This window comes from Bacillus sp. MUM 116 (genome assembly GCF_001866655.1).
GTDB lineage: Bacteria > Bacillota > Bacilli > Bacillales > Cytobacillaceae > Neobacillus.
The window spans coordinates 128,592-146,279 of record NZ_MLYR01000018.1; the positions used below are offsets into that span (position 1 = coordinate 128,592).

Genomic DNA, 17,688 nt, shown 5'->3' on the forward strand with positions numbered 1-17,688 from the left:
TTTTATCGGCGAATCGATGGGTTTTATCAGCGAATCACCAAATGCAATGAACACCGAAGGGAGTGTGTAATCAATGATTGGCATTGTTGACTACGGAATGGGCAATCTTTTTAGCGTCAGTAAAGCGCTGGAACGATTAGGTGCAGAGTATTTTATCTCCGCCCAAAAAAGTGAATTGCTTTCAGCGGATGCGTTAATTCTTCCAGGCGTTGGAGCTTTCCGAGATGCGATGGAACTCCTGCCTGTGGATACCATTAAAGAATTTGCCGCATCAGGAAAACCGTTGCTTGGGATTTGTCTTGGCATGCAGCTTCTTTTTGATGAAAGTGAAGAAAATGGTCCCACCAAAGGGTTAGGGCTTTTACCTGGGAAAGTGCGCAGGTTTCCGGGGAAAACGGCAGAGTGTGAAACCTACAAAGTTCCTCATATGGGCTGGAACCGGCTTGAATTTGTAAAAGCATCCCCTCTTTTAAAAAATCTTGAAGAGGATTACGTCTATTTTGTTCATTCTTATTTTGTCGATGCAAAAGACTCGGATGTGTTACTAGCGAAGGCAACCTACCATGAAGAAGTTTCTGCAGTGGTTAGCAGGAACAATATTTATGGGATGCAATTTCATCCGGAAAAAAGCAGTAAGCTGGGAATGGCACTTTTAAATAACTTTTTACAATTGGCAGATAAAAAGGAGACAGTACGATGAGTATCACGATTTATCCTGCGATTGATATGCGGGGCGGAAAATGCGTACGCCTTCTCCAGGGGGATTACGACAAGGAAACGATATATGGGGATTCGCCATTTTCAATGGCACAGCAATTTGCAGCTGATGGAGCAGATTGGATTCACATGGTGGATCTCGATGGCGCAAAGGATGGAAAACGGGTAAATGACCGTTTTGTGCTTGAGGCGGCAAAACAGTTATCCGTGAACATTCAAATCGGTGGAGGTATTCGCTCTGAAGAAGATATTGTTCACTATCTTGAAAATGGTGTAAATCGGGTCATTATCGGGAGTATCGCAGTGTCAAATCCAGATTTTGCTATTGAAATGATAAATAAATACCAGGAGCGAATCGTAATCGGCATCGATGCCAAGGATGGTTATGTAGCGACACATGGCTGGTTGGATACATCAAAAATAAAGGCCGTCGATTTAGGCAAGCGGTTTGCTGATGCAGGTGCGGAAACATTTATTTTTACCGATATCGCAACAGATGGAACGCTTGCCGGACCAAATATTGCTGCGGTTTGTGAAATGGCAAACGTCACAGGTAAAAACGTAATAGCATCCGGGGGAGTCAGCAGTTTAGCCGATCTAAGTGCCTTAAAAGCGATTTCTCATCAGAGGGTAGGCGGTGCGATTGTTGGAAAGGCCCTCTATGAAAAAAGGTTTACTTTAAAGGAAGCACTTGATGAGGTGAGAGTATGACTTTAACCAAACGAATCATTCCTTGTCTGGATGTAAAAGAAGGCCGGGTGGTAAAAGGAATCCAATTTGTCCAGCTCCGCGATGCCGGCGACCCGGTTGAATTGGCTAGATTTTACGATGAACAAGGGGCCGATGAACTTGTTTTTCTTGATATCTCGGCTTCGGTTGAAGGCAGAAAAACGATGGTAGAAGTCGTTAAGGCCGTTGCCTCTCAGCTTGCAATTCCTTTTACAGTTGGCGGCGGAATCAATGCATTAGAGGATATGAAACGCATTCTTCGCGCTGGTGCAGACAAGGTATCACTGAATACAGCTGCGGTTTTGAATCCGAAGCTGATTGAAGAAGGCGCAAGCTTTTTTGGATCTCAGTGTATTGTTGTTGCTATTGATGCGAAATTTGATGAAGAATGGGGAACGTGGCGCGTTTATACCCATGGCGGCCGCAAGCCAACCGATAAAAAGGTGGTGGAGTGGGCCCAGGAAGCAGCGGCCCTTGGTGCTGGTGAAATTTTATTAACAAGCATGGATAGCGATGGCGAGAAACATGGTTTTGATCTAAAGCTTACAAAAGCGGTGAGTGAGGCTGTTACCATCCCGGTTATTGCCTCAGGCGGTGCGGGAAATGCAGCACATTTTGAAGAAGCATTTGTAACAGCAAAAGCGGACGCAGCACTTGCAGCATCGATTTTTCATTACAAAGAAACGTCTGTGCATGAAGTAAAGAGCAAGCTTAGGGAAAAAGGAGTGACGGTACGATGAATGTGAAATTTGATGAAAAGGGACTTGTTCCCGCGATTATCCAAGATGCAGGTACGAAGGAAGTATTAACCCTTGCCTATATGAACGAAGAATCACTTAAGAAGACATTGGAAACAGGTGAAACATGGTTTTACAGCCGTTCACGCCAGGAGCTTTGGCATAAGGGGGAAACGAGCGGGAATACACAGTCTGTAGTAAGCATTAATTACGACTGTGATCAGGATGCACTTTTAGTTCTCGTTTATCCGAAAGGTCCAGCCTGCCATACCGGTGCAGTCAGCTGTTTTTCCGAAAGAGTGTACGAAGGTGAATCAAGTTTGAGTGATTATCAAATCTTGCAATCACTTGAAAAAGTTATTTTAGACCGTGAGCGGGAACGTCCGGAAGGGGCCTACACAACCTATCTTTTTGAAAAAGGTGTCGATAAGATTTTGAAAAAAGTCGGGGAAGAGGCAGCTGAAGTGATCATTGCTGCAAAAAATCGCAGCCATGAGGAACTAAAATGGGAAGCAGCCGATTTACTCTATCACCTTCAAGTTTTATTGGTGGAACAAGAGCTTCCATTCAAGGAAGTATTGAAAACATTAGAAGAAAGACACAAAGACCGGTCGTAGGGCTGGTTTTTTTGTCGAATCCTGCCCATCCTTCTTCCTAGGTTCTTCTCGTACTGCCCATTGTTATGTTATACTACATTAGTTATGTACGTTTTGGAAAGATGGAGGACTTTATGGGAAAAGACTCGAAAGCAAGAATTCAAAAGGGAAAAATTCTCTCATTTGTCCCAACAGGGGAATATTACTTCAAGAAGGGATTAAAGTCCTACTATCGACGTGACTTTATCAATGCAAAAAAATACTTGGGGCGTGCGGTACAGCTGGAACCAGGTGAGCCGATTATTACTTGCCAGCTGGCGATTGTATCGACAGAACTGGGTGAGTTTGAACACTCAAATCGACTCTTGCATCAAATTCTTGAAGAGCTTGACGAACACATGGTGGAATGCCATTATTTTTTAGCGAATAATTATGCCCACATGGGATTATTTAAAGATGCTTATCATCATTCAAAGCTTTATTTAGAGCTTGAGCCGGATGGTGAATTTAGTGAGGATACAGAAGACCTGCTGGAATTATTGATGTTGGAAGAAGAGGGGCTTGAAGATGAGTTGTATCAGCAGGATGATCTCATCGTAAAACAAGAACAAGCCCGGGATTTATTAGACTCAGGATATTTTCCAAAGGCAATTGAATTGTTAAAAGACGTTGTCGAGAAGTATCCAGAGTATTGGTCTGCTTATAATAATTTGGCACTTGCTTATTTTTATTTAGGAAAAACAGAAAAAGCCGAATCGATTTTAGAGGATGTTTTGGCACGGAATCCCGGAAATCTCCATGCATTATGTAACCGGCTCGTGTTTGCCCATTATCAAGGCCAATTTAAAAGTGCTAAACGATTGATGGAATCGTTGAAAAAAATTAAACCGCTTTTTGTTGAACAACAGTTTAAGCTTGGAGCAACTTTTGCATTAGTCGGTGAACATGAACTTGCTTACTATTGGCTTAAAAAGCTATATAAAAATGGATTTGATGGAGACGGTCCGTTTTACTATTGGCTCTCAAGCGCGGCCTATCAAATTGGTAATCAGCATTTTGCTAAAAATATCTGGAAAAAGGTTCTCGAAATCAATCCTGAAAAAGAAGGATTTGAGCCATGGAATGCCGACAGGGGGCAGGTTGGCGGTTTTGAAGACCATTCAAGTTCCATTTTTCAGAAATTAGACAGTGATTATATTGAGGAACGATTATTTGCTCTTTTTCTTATAGCGGTTTCCGATAAAGCGGAGGATATTTTTTCATCGAAACGATTTTGGGAAAATCAAAAGCTGACACCAATGGAACTGGAGTATGTTTCATTTATCAAATCCGGTACCCCCTCAGTTACGGCAGATGCACAAGAAATTGCCGAAATTTTGTACCAAAACCATCAGCCAATCGGACCAATTGAATCCGGCTTATATTTAATCTGGTTCTCGACGTTTGTGGAAATTTCGAAATCGGATGTGAAATTAAACAATAAACAGGCATGGGCGGGAGCGATTGAATATGTTTGGAGCAAACTGCGCAGCGAAAAAATTTCACGTGAGGAAATCGCTAAAAGGTATGGGCTATCCACAGCTACTGTTGGGAAATATGTAAAACTAGTAAATAACTTCTTAAACTAAGCATATTTTTGGACTATAATCTATTTGTTTTATACGATTAGGGAAAGGGAATAATATTACCTAATCGTATTTTTTTATAGGGAGTGAGTATTAGTGTCCGAAGAAAAAATTTATGATGTTATTATTGCGGGAGCCGGCCCAGCTGGAATGACCGCTGCAGTATATACTTCACGTGCAAACCTTTCTACACTTATGATTGAGCGTGGGATGCCTGGCGGGCAAATGGCCAATACAGAAGATGTTGAAAATTATCCAGGCTTTGAAAGCATTTTAGGACCGGATTTATCCACCAAAATGTTTGAGCATGCCAAAAAATTTGGTGCCGAATATGCTTATGGTGATATTAAAGAAATTGTCGACCATGGTGATTATAAAATTGTCAATGCGGGTTCAAAACAGTATAAAGCCTATTCTGTGATTATTTCCACGGGTGCTGAGTATAAAAAAGTCGGCGTTCCCGGTGAAAAAGAACTAGGTGGACGCGGCGTTTCTTATTGTGCAGTCTGTGACGGTGCTTTCTTTAAAAACAGAGAGCTTGTCGTGATTGGCGGCGGTGACTCTGCTGTTGAAGAAGGCGTTTATTTAACCAGATTTGCAACGAAGGTAACGATTGTTCATCGCCGTGATCAGCTTCGTGCGCAAAAAATTCTGCAAGACCGTGCGTTTGCAAATGAGAAAGTGGACTTCATTTGGAATCACACCATCAAATCGATCAATGAAAAAGATGGCAAGGTTGGCAGTGTCACATTGGTTTCAACGGAAAATGGTGAAGAGCAGGAATACAAAGCAGATGGTGTATTTATTTACGTCGGCATGCTTCCATTATCAAAACCATTTGCAAACCTTGGAATTACAAACGAAAATGGCTATATTGAAACAAATGAACGTATGGAAACAAAGGTGCCAGGAATTTTCGCTGCGGGAGATATCCGCGAAAAAACATTGCGTCAAATCGTAACTGCTACTGGTGACGGCAGCATTGCCGCACAAGCTGCACAACATTTTGTTGAAGAGTTAAAGGAAGAGTTAAAACTTAAAAAATAAGATGGAAAAAAGTAACTGGGTTTTAACTCTTCTGTAACAGTAGTGAAATAATGATGGGGTATGATAGAAATAGTAATTGACCCCCTTTAAAAATATACCTTTTAGTGCACAGGCCCAAAGCCTGTGCTATTTTTTTTGACTATTCCTATTGGAAGGAATTTTTTAGTTAATTATCAAATTTGTATTCATTGTGACTGGATATCAAAAATAGTATAATGAAATGAATCACAATACCGGGAAATTTTTATGGAAAATAGTAGCAAGTTTCAGTATATAGATTAGGTGCTTATGCATTTGAAAGAAGGTGAAATTATGCAGCGGGTCACCAATTGTGTATTAATAAGGGACAATCAAATTTTGTTGCTGCAAAAGCCACGGCGAGGCTGGTGGGTGGCTCCTGGCGGTAAAATGGAGCCGGGCGAATCGGTCAGGGATTCCTGTATTCGGGAGTACCGGGAGGAAACGGGAATATATTTAAAAAACCCACAATTAAAAGGCGTTTTTACGATGATTATCAAAGAAAATGATTGTGTGGAATCTGAATGGATGATGTTTTCATTTTTAGCCAATGACTCAGACGGCATGGATGTCGAGGAGTCGGAAGAAGGAATTCTTCAATGGCATGCATTGGATCAGATTAAAAATCTGCCAATGGCTGCGGGTGATTATCATATCATCGATTATATGATACATGGAAAAGGAATCATTTACGGCACTTTTACGTATACAAAAGACTTTCAACTAATCAGTTATCGATTAGATCCAAGCTAATTTTATAGGGGGAATTGAAATGAGTACCGGTTCTACTGGCGATACTCAAATGGTCATCATTACAGGAATGTCTGGAGCAGGAAAAACAGTTGCAATTCAAAGCTTTGAAGATTTAGGGTTCTTCTGTGTTGATAACTTACCCCCGACATTATTACCAAAATTTCTTGAACTAATGAAGGAATCAGGGAATAAAATGAATAAAGTGGCCTTAGTGATGGATTTGCGGGGAAGAGAGTTTTTTGATCATCTTTTTAAAGCTCTTGATGACCTTTCAGAAACCTCATGGGTTACGCCAAGAATTTTATTTTTAGATGCCGATGACTCCTCATTAGTTCGCAGATACAAAGAAACAAGGCGGTCACATCCACTGGCACATGAAGGTCTGCCACTAGAGGGAATTAAGTTAGAAAGAGATCTTCTCGAAGAATTAAAGGGACGTGCTCAATTAATTTATAATACGTCGAAAATGAAGCCGCGTGAATTAAGAGAAAAGATTTTAACGGAATTTACGGTGAACAAAGAACATATATTTACTGTCAATGTCATGTCATTTGGATTTAAGCATGGGCTGCCAATCGATGCTGACCTTGTATTTGATGTGCGTTTCTTGCCAAATCCTCATTATATTGAGCATATGAGACCTAAAACAGGAATTGATGAAGAAGTATCCAGTTACGTTTTAAAATGGATTGAAACACAAAAATTTTTAGAAAAGGTAACGGATCTGCTTTCATTTATGCTCCCGCATTATAAACGGGAAGGAAAGGCACAGTTGATTATTGCGATTGGTTGTACAGGCGGGCAGCACCGTTCGGTTGCACTTGCGGAGTATATTGGAAAATATTTTTCAAAAGATTACAAAACCTGTATTACGCACCGTGACATTGAAAGGAGAAAGGAAAAAACTACATGAGCAATTTCGGACAGCCAAGAATTGTCATCATTGGTGGGGGAACTGGATTGCCTGTTTTGTTACGGGGATTGAAGCAGTATCCCGTTGATATTACTGCGATTGTTACAGTTGCGGATGACGGAGGGAGTTCGGGGAGGTTGCGGGATGACTTGCATATTCCACCGCCCGGAGATATTCGCAACGTGTTAGCAGCGATGTCCGATGTGGAGCCGCTTGTTGAGGAAATGTTTCAGCATCGTTTTAAAACCTCTAATGAATTATCAGGACATTCACTCGGGAACCTTATTCTTGCAGCGATGACATCCATTACAGGAAACTTTGTTCATGCTATCCAAGAAATGAGCAAAGTACTAAATGTTCGAGGCAAGGTATTACCTGCAGCCAACCAAAGTGTTGTGCTGCATGCTGAAATGGAAGATGGGACTGTCGTTTCAGGCGAATCTAAGATCCCTTATTCCGGCAAAAAAATAAAAAAGGTTTTTTTAACACCAAATGATATTCGGCCTCTGCCGGAATCCATTCAGGCGATGCGCCAGGCGGATTTAATTATTATTGGCCCAGGGAGCCTTTATACAAGCATTTTGCCAAATCTTCTTGTTCCAAAGCTAGGAGACGAATTATGCAAGACCCATGCCAAAAAAGTTTATATTTGTAATCTAATGACCCAGGCTGGGGAAACACATGGTTTTACTGCGAGCGATCATGTAAAGGCGATATACGATCATTTGAATTATGCTTGTATAGACACGGTACTGGGTAATAATGAAGAAATACCCCCTGAAGTCCAACTCCGTTATAACGAAGAATTAGCGGACCCAGTAATATATGATTTTACGCGTCTTTACGAACTTGGCCTTGAAGTGGTGCTTGCTGACATTGCTATTCAGGAGAATGGTGCGCTAAGGCATGATCCAAAAAAGGTTGCCGATATATTATATAATTTACTTATGGATGAAACTAAAAAGCGTTATCATCGTAAATAATAGCAGGCAAGAAACTTGAAGGGGGTGAAGGGATGTCTTTCGCTTCAGAAACGAAAAAGGAATTAACCAACATGGAAGTGAAAACGTGCTGCATTCAGGCGGAGCTATCTGCTTTAATTCGAATGAATGGTTCCCTTTCCTTTTCAAATCGAAAATTAGTTGTTGATATTCAAACGGAAAATGCGGCAATTGCCAGAAGAATTTACACATTGTTAAAAAAAAGTTACGATATTCAAGTTGAATTACTTGTTCGGAAAAAAATGCGTTTGAAAAAGAATAATGTTTATATTGTCCGCTTAGCGGACCAGGCAAAAGAAATTCTTGAAGATATGAAAATTCTTGGTGAAGGTTTTACTTTTATTCATGATATTTCAGACGATTTAATTAAAAAGAAGTGCTGTAAGCGTTCTTATTTACGTGGTGCATTTCTTGCCGGCGGGTCTGTGAATAACCCGGAGACGTCTTCCTATCATTTGGAAATTTCTTCGCTTTATAAGGAGCACAATGATTCTTTATGCGAGTTAATGAATACATTTGGTTTAAATAGTAAAACGCTTGAACGGAAAAAAGGATTTATCACCTATTTAAAGGAAGCCGAGAAAATCACCGAGTTTTTAAATATTATTGGTGCCCATAATGCCCTTCTGCGTTTTGAAGATGTCCGAATCGTAAGAGATATGAGGAATTCGGTTAATCGTCTTGTCAATTGTGAAACAGCAAACTTAAATAAAACCATTGGAGCATCGATTCGTCAAGTAGAAAATATTCGTTATATTGATCAAACAGTTGGACTTCATATTTTGCCGGATAAGCTTAGGGAGATTGCGGAACTGCGAATGAATTATACGGATGTTACCCTAAAAGAGCTTGGTGAAATGGTTTCCGGAGGTGTAATCAGCAAGTCAGGTATCAATCACCGTTTAAGAAAAATTGATGAGATAGCAGAAAAACTGCGACATGGTGAGGTAAGTGTTAAAAATAGATAGAATAATTGAGGAGGATATTGGAAATGTTGGAAAAACAAGTGGAGGTAAAATTGAAAACCGGTCTTCAGGCCCGTCCTGCAGCTTTATTTGTTCAGGAGGCGAACCGATTTTCTGCGGATGTGTTTCTTGAAAAGGATGGAAAAAAGGTTAATGCTAAAAGTATTATGGGGTTAATGAGTCTTGCGGTTGGTTCTGGAGTAGTTATTAACATCATTGCTGATGGTGTTGATGAAGAAAATGCCATCATGACATTAACAGAATTTGTTGAAAATGAACATTAAGAATTTAAAAGGGTTTGGCTGACAGGCCAAACCCTTTTTTTACAAAAAAACAACCGGCCAAAAGCCGGTTGTGCAAAAAATTTATTTATTATTTTTGTCTTCTAATATATTACGAGTAATGATGTTATCGATTAGCCCGTATTCTTTTGCTTTTTCAGCAGTCATGAAGTTGTCACGATCTGTGTCTTTGGCGATGACTTCAAGCGGCTGGCCAGTGCGTTCTGCCAAAATTCCGTTCAATTTATCGCGGAGGAATAAAATGCGTTTTGCAGCGATTTCAATTTCTGTTGCTTGTCCTTGCGCACCGCCAAGTGGCTGGTGAATCATAACTTCTGCATTAGGAAGGGCGAAACGCTTGCCTTTTTCCCCTGCAGCCAGTAAGAAGGCACCCATAGAAGCAGCCATCCCGATACATACAGTGGATACATTTGGTTTAATATATTGCATCGTATCATAAATCGCCATTCCAGCTGTGATGCTACCGCCAGGGCTGTTGATGTATAGGGTGATATCCTTTTCTGGATTTTCAGCTTCAAGGAATAATAATTGTGCCACAATGGAGTTTGACACATTATCATCAATCGCGCTGCCAAGCATAATAATCCGGTCTTTTAACAGGCGGGAATAGATGTCATATGCTCTTTCTCCCCTGTTTGTTTGTTCAATAACTGTAGGAATCAAATTCATTTTTCTTCCTCCTTTAAGTATAAAAGATTTTACTTATGTATAGTTATCATACACTGATGGTCAATAAAGGTCAAACATTTCGTCTGTAAAATTGTTCGACAACTTTCCTCCTTACATCATTTCCATCTCTCATAAATTTAAACCCATTCCCTACTTGCAATTATAAGTGAGATATCATATAATAGGTAAGTCGTTAATATTTGCCCTCGTAGTGCAACGGATAGCACGCAAGATTCCGGTTCTTGAAATTCGGGTTCGAGTCCTGACGAGGGCGTACACAATTGTTGATATCACTGCGTTTTATAAACGTGGTGATATTTTTTTATGCTCATTATCAACGGGTACGGTTTAACCGAAAATACCACGCAGTATAAGACGCTCCTTACGTTATATTCGAAGGAGGGTTCCACTATGAAACGAAGAAGTTCTATTACGAATGTTTAAGTTCAACACGCACACAATTATGATTCCGAAATAAGCAAAATATCCTATAAGATTATCTAAATGTTGTTCTAAATATATTCCCCTAAGAAAAAATAATTAAAATGGAGCTGCTGAAAATCAGCAGACTCATTCTCATGCATATTTCCTAGTTTTTCATAAAGGGAAAAAATAATTTTACCTCAGTTCCAACCCCTTCTTGACTTGTAATTTTAATTTCACCTTTATGCAATTTCATAATAGTTTTCGCGATGTTTAATCCTAAACCATAGCCTTCTGTGTTTCTGCTTCTTGCTTTGTCTACCCTGTAAAACCGTTCAAAAATTTTATTGATTTCTTCCTTAGGTATTCCAATTCCATAATCTTTAACTCGTATAATGGCGTGTTGTTCATTCTTTTCAATAAAAATATCAATTCTATCCTTACTATATTTCATTGCATTATCCAGTAAAATAATAATAACCTGTTTGATTTTTAATTCATCCGCACGAGTAATAATTGGATCTTTTTCAAAATGAAACGATATTTCACGCCTATATACATGTTTAATCTGTTTTAAAACACTTTGGCATAAAGATACCAAATTCGTCTCATTAATTTCTAGAATATCTTCTTTCTCTAAGTTGGCTAAGTCTAGAAAGGTCTCGGTCATTTTTTGAATTCTCATTGCCTCAGAATTAATGACTTGGATTGCTTCATTAGTCATTTCTTTATTTTCTAATCCACGCCTTATTAAAAAATCTGCGTAGCTCATAATGATGGTTAAAGGCGTTTTCAATTCATGTGATGCATCCGAAATAAACTGTTTTTGTTTTTCCATATTTACTTGAAGTCTGTGAATCATACGATTAAAAGTTCTTGCCATGGTCTGAAGTTCATCTTTTGTCTTATTTTGAAGGGTAATTGTCTTAGGAACCCCGCTCATTTCAATTTCCTCCATGGTTTTAATCATGTTAGAAATCGGTCTCATAATCATATTTGCTAGCCATCTTCCTCCAAGCAGGGATAAAAACGCAGCTAATAAAGTGCAAAAGAATAGAACAGCACGAAGAATCTCTTTATTCGTTTCTAAACCTAATAAACGCTGACCAATTTCCAAGCTTCCTGTAATTTGATTACCATTTCTAATTGGAACTCGAACAATTAATACCTGTTCTTCTCCATGTTCCGCTGAAATCAAATGTGTTTGCGCCTGCTTTTTTTCAGCGAATTTCCCTTTTATTTTTTTTGAAAGTAATGAGTCATTCGTTATTTCATGAATCACTTTGTTATTCGGGTGTATAATTCTGATATAGGAATGGGGAGTTAAAAATTCATCTAATTTTTCGTTAATATCGCTGGAATAATCGAGTGAATCAATGACTTTCAACACGTCCTCAGCTTTTTGATACTGTAAATCTTCTTCCCTATTTATCGTAAAGTTCATAAATAAAAAGTAGACCACCATATTAATGAGTATCAATATGCACAACATCCAAGCAGTCGTTAAAAGATTAATTTTTGTGGTGATCCTCATCTGTTTACTCCTTTATGGTATATCCCACGCCCCGTACAGTAGTAAATAATTGGGAGGAAAATCCTTCATCTATTTTTTTTCTGAGATGAGCTACCGTAACATCGATTATGTTGGTTTCTCCTTCATATCCTAAACCCCAAACATTCAGTAAAATACTATCTCGTGTTACCACTTTATTTTTATTCATGACTAAATAAAGCAAAAAATCATATTCCTTGGGAGTTAAGGAAATTGTTTTTCCATTCCTTACTACTTCTCTTGTATCTGAGTCTATTATTAAATCCTTAACGTTCAATACAGAATTTTTTTGTATTGATTTAGGTTGATTGCGTAAAAAGGCACGAATGCGAGCTAATAATTCTTCCATTTTAAAAGGCTTGGCCACGTAATCGTTAGCTCCTTGATCTAATCCAGCTACTATATCCAATGTTGTATTACGAGCTGTTAAAAGAATAACAGGAACATCCGTGTTTTCATATCTTAACCTCCTTAATACCTCAATCCCATTTAAGCTAGGCAGCATCACATCCAATAAAATTAAGTCAATGTCTGTTTGTAATGCGGTTTCTAATCCTGCTCTGCCGTCATGTTCAACTGTAACCTGATACCCTTCCATCTCCATCTCCATTTTTATGATGCGGGCAATATGTGTTTCATCCTCAATTATAAGAATATGTGCTTTCACTTCACACTCATCCCTTCTCTATCTATACATGCATTTCCCTTACTAAATTTAATACTTTTCGAGTACAAGCCGAAACATTTCGAACAACAAAAAATTAAAAAATATCCAAACTCCGCCGTATACATACCCACCAACAAAATCACTTGGAATTACATTGGTCAGTGCGATATTCACAATCGCTAGCCCCATTAATATGACTAATCCAAGTAAAGGAACAACTATGGTCAAAAAAATCTTATCCGAATGACGAACAAGTAAAAATAAGCATGTTCCATAAATAACAATCATAATAATTGCATTTAAATCAGGAAAATTGGATGAATGAAATTTCTCTGTGAAACCAAACTTTCGGAGGAATGAAAAAACCTCCATGATGGATGCACGAAAAAGGGTGGCTCCAAAAATGGAAACGATGAGTAAAAGATATTCCAGCACCCTGTTTTTCCTTTTTATCCAAATTCGGAAAATGGTTAGCACGATCATGCTGCCGAGTGCAAAGGGTTGCTGGAATACTAAAAATCCTTCCATCCAACCCATATAAACGACAGAGTGAACCATATATTCAGCGATTTGATTGAATTTCGTAAACTCACTGTATAAATAGTCTTGGGCCATTCCCAACATTAAGCTAACCATTCCGATTAAAACGAACGTGAGAAAAATAAGAAATATTTCCGTTGCTCTTATGGTTTTTAGTCGAGTGCTTAACCGTTGTAACAAACCAATAAAAAAATCCTTAATTTGGTTTTTATAAAATCGATACACCAGATAGCCGGCTAACAATACAGCCAAAACAATAAGAAACAGGGCTAAATATTTACTTGCCGCTTCATGGAAAGCCTTCCATTCGGGACCCAATACTTTTCCTAATGTAATAAAACAAATTCCCCATAAACATACACCTGTGTATGCAGGGATGAAAAATTTTCGAAAAGGCATACTGGAAATTCCCGAAATATAACCCGTAAAATGCCTAATCCCTGGAATGAAATAAGCAAACACCAGTAATTTACTGCCAGACCGTTCAAACCAAGCAGCTGTTTTTTTATATCTTTCAGGGCCGAGATGGATGTATTTCCCGTACCTTTCGATTAGTTTATATCCGCCTGCCTTGCCAATCCAATACGTTGCGGTTATTCCCAAACCACCTGATAAAAAGACCATCAGGAGTGCCAAAATGTAATTCATTTTCCCTTGATATACAAAGTACCCTGCATAGCTCATTAAAACTTCCCCAGATATAGGGAGAGCCATGAGTTCCAAAAAAATCCCTATAAATAAAATTAAATAACTATGTTGTGCAAATAAAGAGATTAAATATGACATAAATGCCTCCTATCAACAAAATCAAATCAAATGATGAGCAGGGTAACTCGGAAGTTTATCTACAATTTATCACTTTTTTTAAAATGATTTTTCATTTTAAGGAAATTTTAAGTTTCTATATAGTGAATGGACAGGTTCATTTTATAAACTTAGAATACCCCATTTCGAATGGCAGTAACATTTATTGAAATGATGACAAGAACCTTAAAGCTGCCAGAGTTTTTTAATGTTAAGGAGGTAACTATGAAAAAATTAGTAGAGGCAACCATGCAAAGAGCCATTCTCATGATTGTGTGTGTTGTCATTATTTTGGCTTGGGGAGGAATCTCTGCTTATCAGATGCAAAGAGATTATTTGCCTGGAATTAACAATACTACCCTTACAGTTAGTATGAGAGTGCCGGGGAATCAAGCTGCTCAAGTAAAACAGCAAGTAACCGATAATCTCGCAAGTGCCGTAAAAACAGTAGATGGTTTGTCCAATGTTGAAACCACTTCTTATGACGGCGGATTATTTATGAGTTTGTATTTTCCGATGAATACAGACATGAAACAAGCTGAAGATCAAGTAAATAAAGCATTGGCAAATGCCGGTCTTCCGCCAACTATTACAAGCACTCCTTCTGTAACACGATTAACAACAAGTTCATTCCCAATTTTGACTTACAGCGTAACAAGTTCAAAGTTGGATGAACCAACACTTCGTTCCACTGCAACGCAGGAAATTGTTAAGCAATTAAAATCTGTTCCAGGTGTAGCGGATGTATCTGTTTTTGGTGGAGCAAAAGATGGCTATGTATTAACCGTTCGTATGAAAGACCTTGTGAAAAACGGGTTAACATTGGACGATATTAATAAATCGTTCGCATTAGCTGTTCCATCCATGCCGCAAGGTACTATTGCAAACAATCAGTTATCCATTCCAGTATCGTTTGATGGATTGACATTAACTGTGAAACAATTGGAAAACGCAACAATTAAGAACAAAGCAGGAAAAGCAATTCCTGTATCTGCGTTTGGGACTATCACTCATTCTTTGAATGACTTAAAAACAGTTTCAAGAACAAACGGAAAACCAAGTGTTACGTTAAATGTGATCAAAACACCATCAGCAAATATTACGGATGTAGCAGATCAAGTAAAAGACCGAGTTGCACATCTTCACTTGGATACAATCAATCCAAAAGATGTTTCTTTCAAAGTCCTACTTGACCGGGAGAAAGAATTAAACAGTTCTCTTTTCGGTTTAGTACGAGAAGGTTTACTTGGTTGTTTATTCTCAATGATTTGTGTGTTCTGCTTCTTCCGAAATGTAAGAAGCACATTATTAATTGCTATTTCATTGCCAATTTCATTACTGGCAACAACGGCTTTCTTAAAATCAATGGGTATTACTTTAAACATTTTAACCGTTTCAGGTTTGATTGTAGCCATGGGCCGCATTGTCGATGACTCGATTGTTATTTTAGATAATATGTACCGTAAACGGGAGGAAAACAAGGATAAGTCCTTACTTTCCATTCTTGCATCATCGGTTGTTGAAATGATTCCTGCAATATTAGGCTCCACTTTAACGACGATTGCCGTTTATATTCCTATTGCTTTTGTTGGCGGAGTCATCAGTGCTTCCTATAGTGGATTTGCATGGTCAGTCGTGATTGCACTCATCATTTCATTCTTTGTTGCGATGCTCGTCATTCCTGCTCTTGCTTTTATGGGATGGAAAGGCGGAAACGGGGAAAAGCAAACCGTCAAACTCGATACAAAAATGAAACCAGTTTTGCAATCAGCGTTTAAACACAAAAAAGCAATGATTATTGTTTCTATACTGGTATTTTTAGCTGCTGGCACCTATTCTGCTTTTCTTCCTGTAAGTTTATTGCCTAGTGGAAAAATCGGACAAATTGCCATTAAAGCAGAATTGCCAAAAGGAAGCACACTCATTCAAGTCGATTCAGAAGTACAAAAAATTGAGAAAACATTGAAGGCAAATCCAAAAGTCGATGCGTATTCAGCCAATTTCGGTTCGACTATGACACCTCAAAGTGATGATGTGTTTGACCAAGGCGGTGGCTTTATCACCTATCCAAATGTCGCGAACCTTTCGGTTGTGTTGAAGAACGACAAGGATGCTGATTCTGTCATGAAGCAATTACAAAAGCAGCTTCCGACATTATCTAAAGATGTTACCTATACTGTAACAAGCCAGAACATTTCTGGTGATGATTCACAAATGCGTATCTTGTTTACTGGTTCAGATCAAGCAACATTGGATCAAGTAGCTCAACAAGTGAGAACCAACTTATCAAAAATTGCTGATTTAAGTGTAGATGGAAAAGTGGATTTAACAAATGGATCACCTAAGTATAAAGTGACTTTTGACCAAAAAGCGATTCAAGATAAAGGAGTAAAAGTGGCTGACATTTTAACGGTCATTAACCGTTATATGTCTCAATCTAAGGATGCAACAATTACCGTGAATCATAAAGCACTTCCTGTGGACCTATATTTAGATCAAATTGCAACAGGATCAAACTCTACGATTACCTTAAATGCTTCTGCGGATGATGTCTTAGCATCTCTTGCAGCTGAAACGTTAAAAGGAAATAATGGTCAAATGGTTCGATTTGACCAAATCGCTAAGATTGGAAAGGATACTTCTGCTTCAACCATTAGCGAACGAGATGGTCAACCATTCTCCCTTGTGACTGCACAAATTACATCTAATGATATTAGTAAAGTGTCAAGTCGAGCAGACAAAGTTCTAAGCGATATGAAACTTCCAAAAGATGTAACGTACTCATTAGGTGGTATTACTCAACAAGTAAAAGATATGATTTTCGATATGGTTGTTGCCGTTGCTTTCTCTATCCTTTTAGTATTACTTATTACTTCTTCTATTTTCAAAGGATGGAGAGCACCATTATCTGTACTTTTAAGCATTCCACTTGCTTTAAGTGGTGTAGTAATCGCATTAATTTTATTCCACGGAGAATGGAATTTAGCTGCATTAATTGGGGTTCTGATGCTTACAGGTATTGTCGTTACAAACGGTATTGTATTAATTGACAAAATTGAAAGAAATCGAAAAGAAGGAATGGCTGTAAAAGAGGCTGTATTGAATGGTAGTCTATCCAGGATTAGACCGATTTTAATGACCGCAGCAGCAACTATTCTTACTTTGTTACCACTTGCATTATCCCATAATGCAGATACGGTTATTTCTCAAACGCTCGGTATTGTGGTAATTGGCGGTATGGTAACGTCAACAATCAACAGCTTTATTATCATCCCGATCATTTATGAATGGTTGCATAAAAAATCAGCAGCCCAAAACCTCAGTACAGCTGCTCAAAGAAGTATCGGCTAAATGAGAATATTAGGGAGTAAGTAACCATTAGTAATTACAAAAACACCGACACAGTCGGTGTTTTGTTTTTCTCAATCCCTAAGCCATTTATAATTTATTTATAGAATTTTAAATAGACATTGTCTATTACTTTAACCATAACACTTTTAAGCAACCAAGATTAACTGAGCCTATTTTTAATAAAAACTTTTGATTTAAAAATCTGAAATTATCCAACCTTCAAAAAATATCAGGACCCTTAAAATCCTTATGAAGCCTGTATTCCCCGCAATCCAATTG

General features: G+C 38.4%; 16 protein-coding genes and 1 tRNA gene. 13 read left to right on the top strand and 4 right to left on the bottom strand.

The annotated features are described in order from the left end of the window. Positions 1-73 precede the first annotated feature (73 nt). The 11 genes from hisH to BIV60_RS05105 all read left to right on the top strand — a co-directional run bounded on the left by hisH (position 74) and on the right by BIV60_RS05105 (position 9,385). Complete coding sequence (gene hisH / locus BIV60_RS05055) at positions 74-700, top strand: imidazole glycerol phosphate synthase subunit HisH (protein ID WP_071354633.1); 627 nt, start codon at positions 74-76, stop codon at positions 698-700. Continuing rightward, positions 697-1,428: a 1-(5-phosphoribosyl)-5-[(5-phosphoribosylamino)methylideneamino]imidazole-4-carboxamide isomerase gene (gene hisA, locus BIV60_RS05060; RefSeq protein WP_071354634.1), complete on the top strand. Its 732-nt coding sequence runs from the start codon at positions 697-699 to the stop codon at positions 1,426-1,428. The genes hisH and hisA overlap by 4 nt, the downstream gene beginning before the upstream one ends. Beyond that, the gene (gene hisF, locus BIV60_RS05065) at positions 1,425-2,186 is read left to right on the top strand and encodes an imidazole glycerol phosphate synthase subunit HisF (RefSeq protein ID WP_071354635.1); all 762 of its coding nucleotides are present in this window, start codon (positions 1,425-1,427) and stop codon (positions 2,184-2,186) included. Before hisA ends, hisF begins: the two co-directional genes overlap by 4 nt. Then, on the top strand, positions 2,183-2,800 hold the full coding sequence (gene hisIE, locus BIV60_RS05070; protein ID WP_071354636.1) for a bifunctional phosphoribosyl-AMP cyclohydrolase/phosphoribosyl-ATP diphosphatase HisIE: 618 nt from the start codon (positions 2,183-2,185) through the stop codon (positions 2,798-2,800). Before hisF ends, hisIE begins: the two co-directional genes overlap by 4 nt. A gap of 113 nt (positions 2,801-2,913) precedes the next feature. After that, positions 2,914-4,407: a tetratricopeptide repeat protein gene (locus tag BIV60_RS05075; protein ID WP_071354637.1), complete on the top strand. Its 1,494-nt coding sequence runs from the start codon at positions 2,914-2,916 to the stop codon at positions 4,405-4,407. A gap of 93 nt (positions 4,408-4,500) precedes the next feature. Next, on the top strand, positions 4,501-5,451 hold the full coding sequence (gene trxB, locus BIV60_RS05080; RefSeq protein ID WP_071354638.1) for a thioredoxin-disulfide reductase: 951 nt from the start codon (positions 4,501-4,503) through the stop codon (positions 5,449-5,451). Positions 5,452-5,763: 312 nt separating this feature from the next. Beyond that, complete coding sequence (locus tag BIV60_RS05085) at positions 5,764-6,222, top strand: NUDIX hydrolase (protein WP_071354683.1); 459 nt, start codon at positions 5,764-5,766, stop codon at positions 6,220-6,222. A gap of 19 nt (positions 6,223-6,241) precedes the next feature. Beyond that, complete coding sequence (gene rapZ / locus BIV60_RS05090) at positions 6,242-7,135, top strand: RNase adapter RapZ (RefSeq protein ID WP_071354639.1); 894 nt, start codon at positions 6,242-6,244, stop codon at positions 7,133-7,135. Further along, complete coding sequence (locus BIV60_RS05095) at positions 7,132-8,118, top strand: gluconeogenesis factor YvcK family protein (RefSeq protein ID WP_071354640.1); 987 nt, start codon at positions 7,132-7,134, stop codon at positions 8,116-8,118. The genes rapZ and BIV60_RS05095 overlap by 4 nt, the downstream gene beginning before the upstream one ends. 32 nt (positions 8,119-8,150) lie before the next feature. Further along, a complete protein-coding gene (whiA, locus tag BIV60_RS05100) occupies positions 8,151-9,104 on the top strand; it encodes a DNA-binding protein WhiA (RefSeq protein ID WP_071354641.1) in 954 nt (317 codons plus the stop codon). A gap of 23 nt (positions 9,105-9,127) precedes the next feature. After that, complete coding sequence (locus tag BIV60_RS05105; RefSeq protein ID WP_071354642.1) at positions 9,128-9,385, top strand: HPr family phosphocarrier protein; 258 nt, start codon at positions 9,128-9,130, stop codon at positions 9,383-9,385. An 81-nt stretch (positions 9,386-9,466) separates the two neighbouring features. Here BIV60_RS05105 and clpP read toward each other — a convergent pair whose 3' ends face one another. Then, positions 9,467-10,072, bottom strand: a complete 606-nt coding sequence (gene clpP / locus BIV60_RS05110) for an ATP-dependent Clp endopeptidase proteolytic subunit ClpP (protein WP_071354643.1) — start codon at positions 10,070-10,072, stop codon at positions 9,467-9,469. A gap of 202 nt (positions 10,073-10,274) precedes the next feature. Here clpP and BIV60_RS05115 point away from each other — a divergent pair. Then, positions 10,275-10,346: transfer RNA gene (locus BIV60_RS05115), tRNA-Arg, on the top strand. Positions 10,347-10,661: 315 nt separating this feature from the next. On the opposite strand, the gene BIV60_RS05120 is transcribed toward BIV60_RS05115, so the two are convergent. The 3 genes from BIV60_RS05120 to BIV60_RS05130 are packed head-to-tail and all read right to left on the bottom strand — an operon-like array spanning position 10,662 to position 14,040. Then, positions 10,662-12,029 carry a sensor histidine kinase gene (locus BIV60_RS05120; protein ID WP_071354644.1) on the bottom strand — a complete coding sequence of 456 codons (1,368 nt, stop codon included), beginning with the start codon at positions 12,027-12,029 and terminating at the stop codon, positions 10,662-10,664. Between the two features lie 4 nt (positions 12,030-12,033). Then, positions 12,034-12,714 carry a response regulator transcription factor gene (locus BIV60_RS05125; RefSeq protein WP_071354645.1) on the bottom strand — a complete coding sequence of 227 codons (681 nt, stop codon included), beginning with the start codon at positions 12,712-12,714 and terminating at the stop codon, positions 12,034-12,036. A gap of 48 nt (positions 12,715-12,762) precedes the next feature. Continuing rightward, positions 12,763-14,040 (bottom strand): VTT domain-containing protein, encoded by a 1,278-nt coding sequence (locus tag BIV60_RS05130; RefSeq protein WP_071354646.1) that lies wholly within the window; start codon positions 14,038-14,040, stop codon positions 12,763-12,765. A 243-nt stretch (positions 14,041-14,283) separates the two neighbouring features. On the opposite strand from BIV60_RS05130, the gene BIV60_RS05135 reads away from it, so the two are divergent. After that, entirely contained in the window at positions 14,284-17,409 is a 3,126-nt protein-coding gene (locus BIV60_RS05135; protein ID WP_071354647.1) for an efflux RND transporter permease subunit, read from the top strand. The last annotated feature ends 279 nt before the right edge of the window (positions 17,410-17,688 follow it).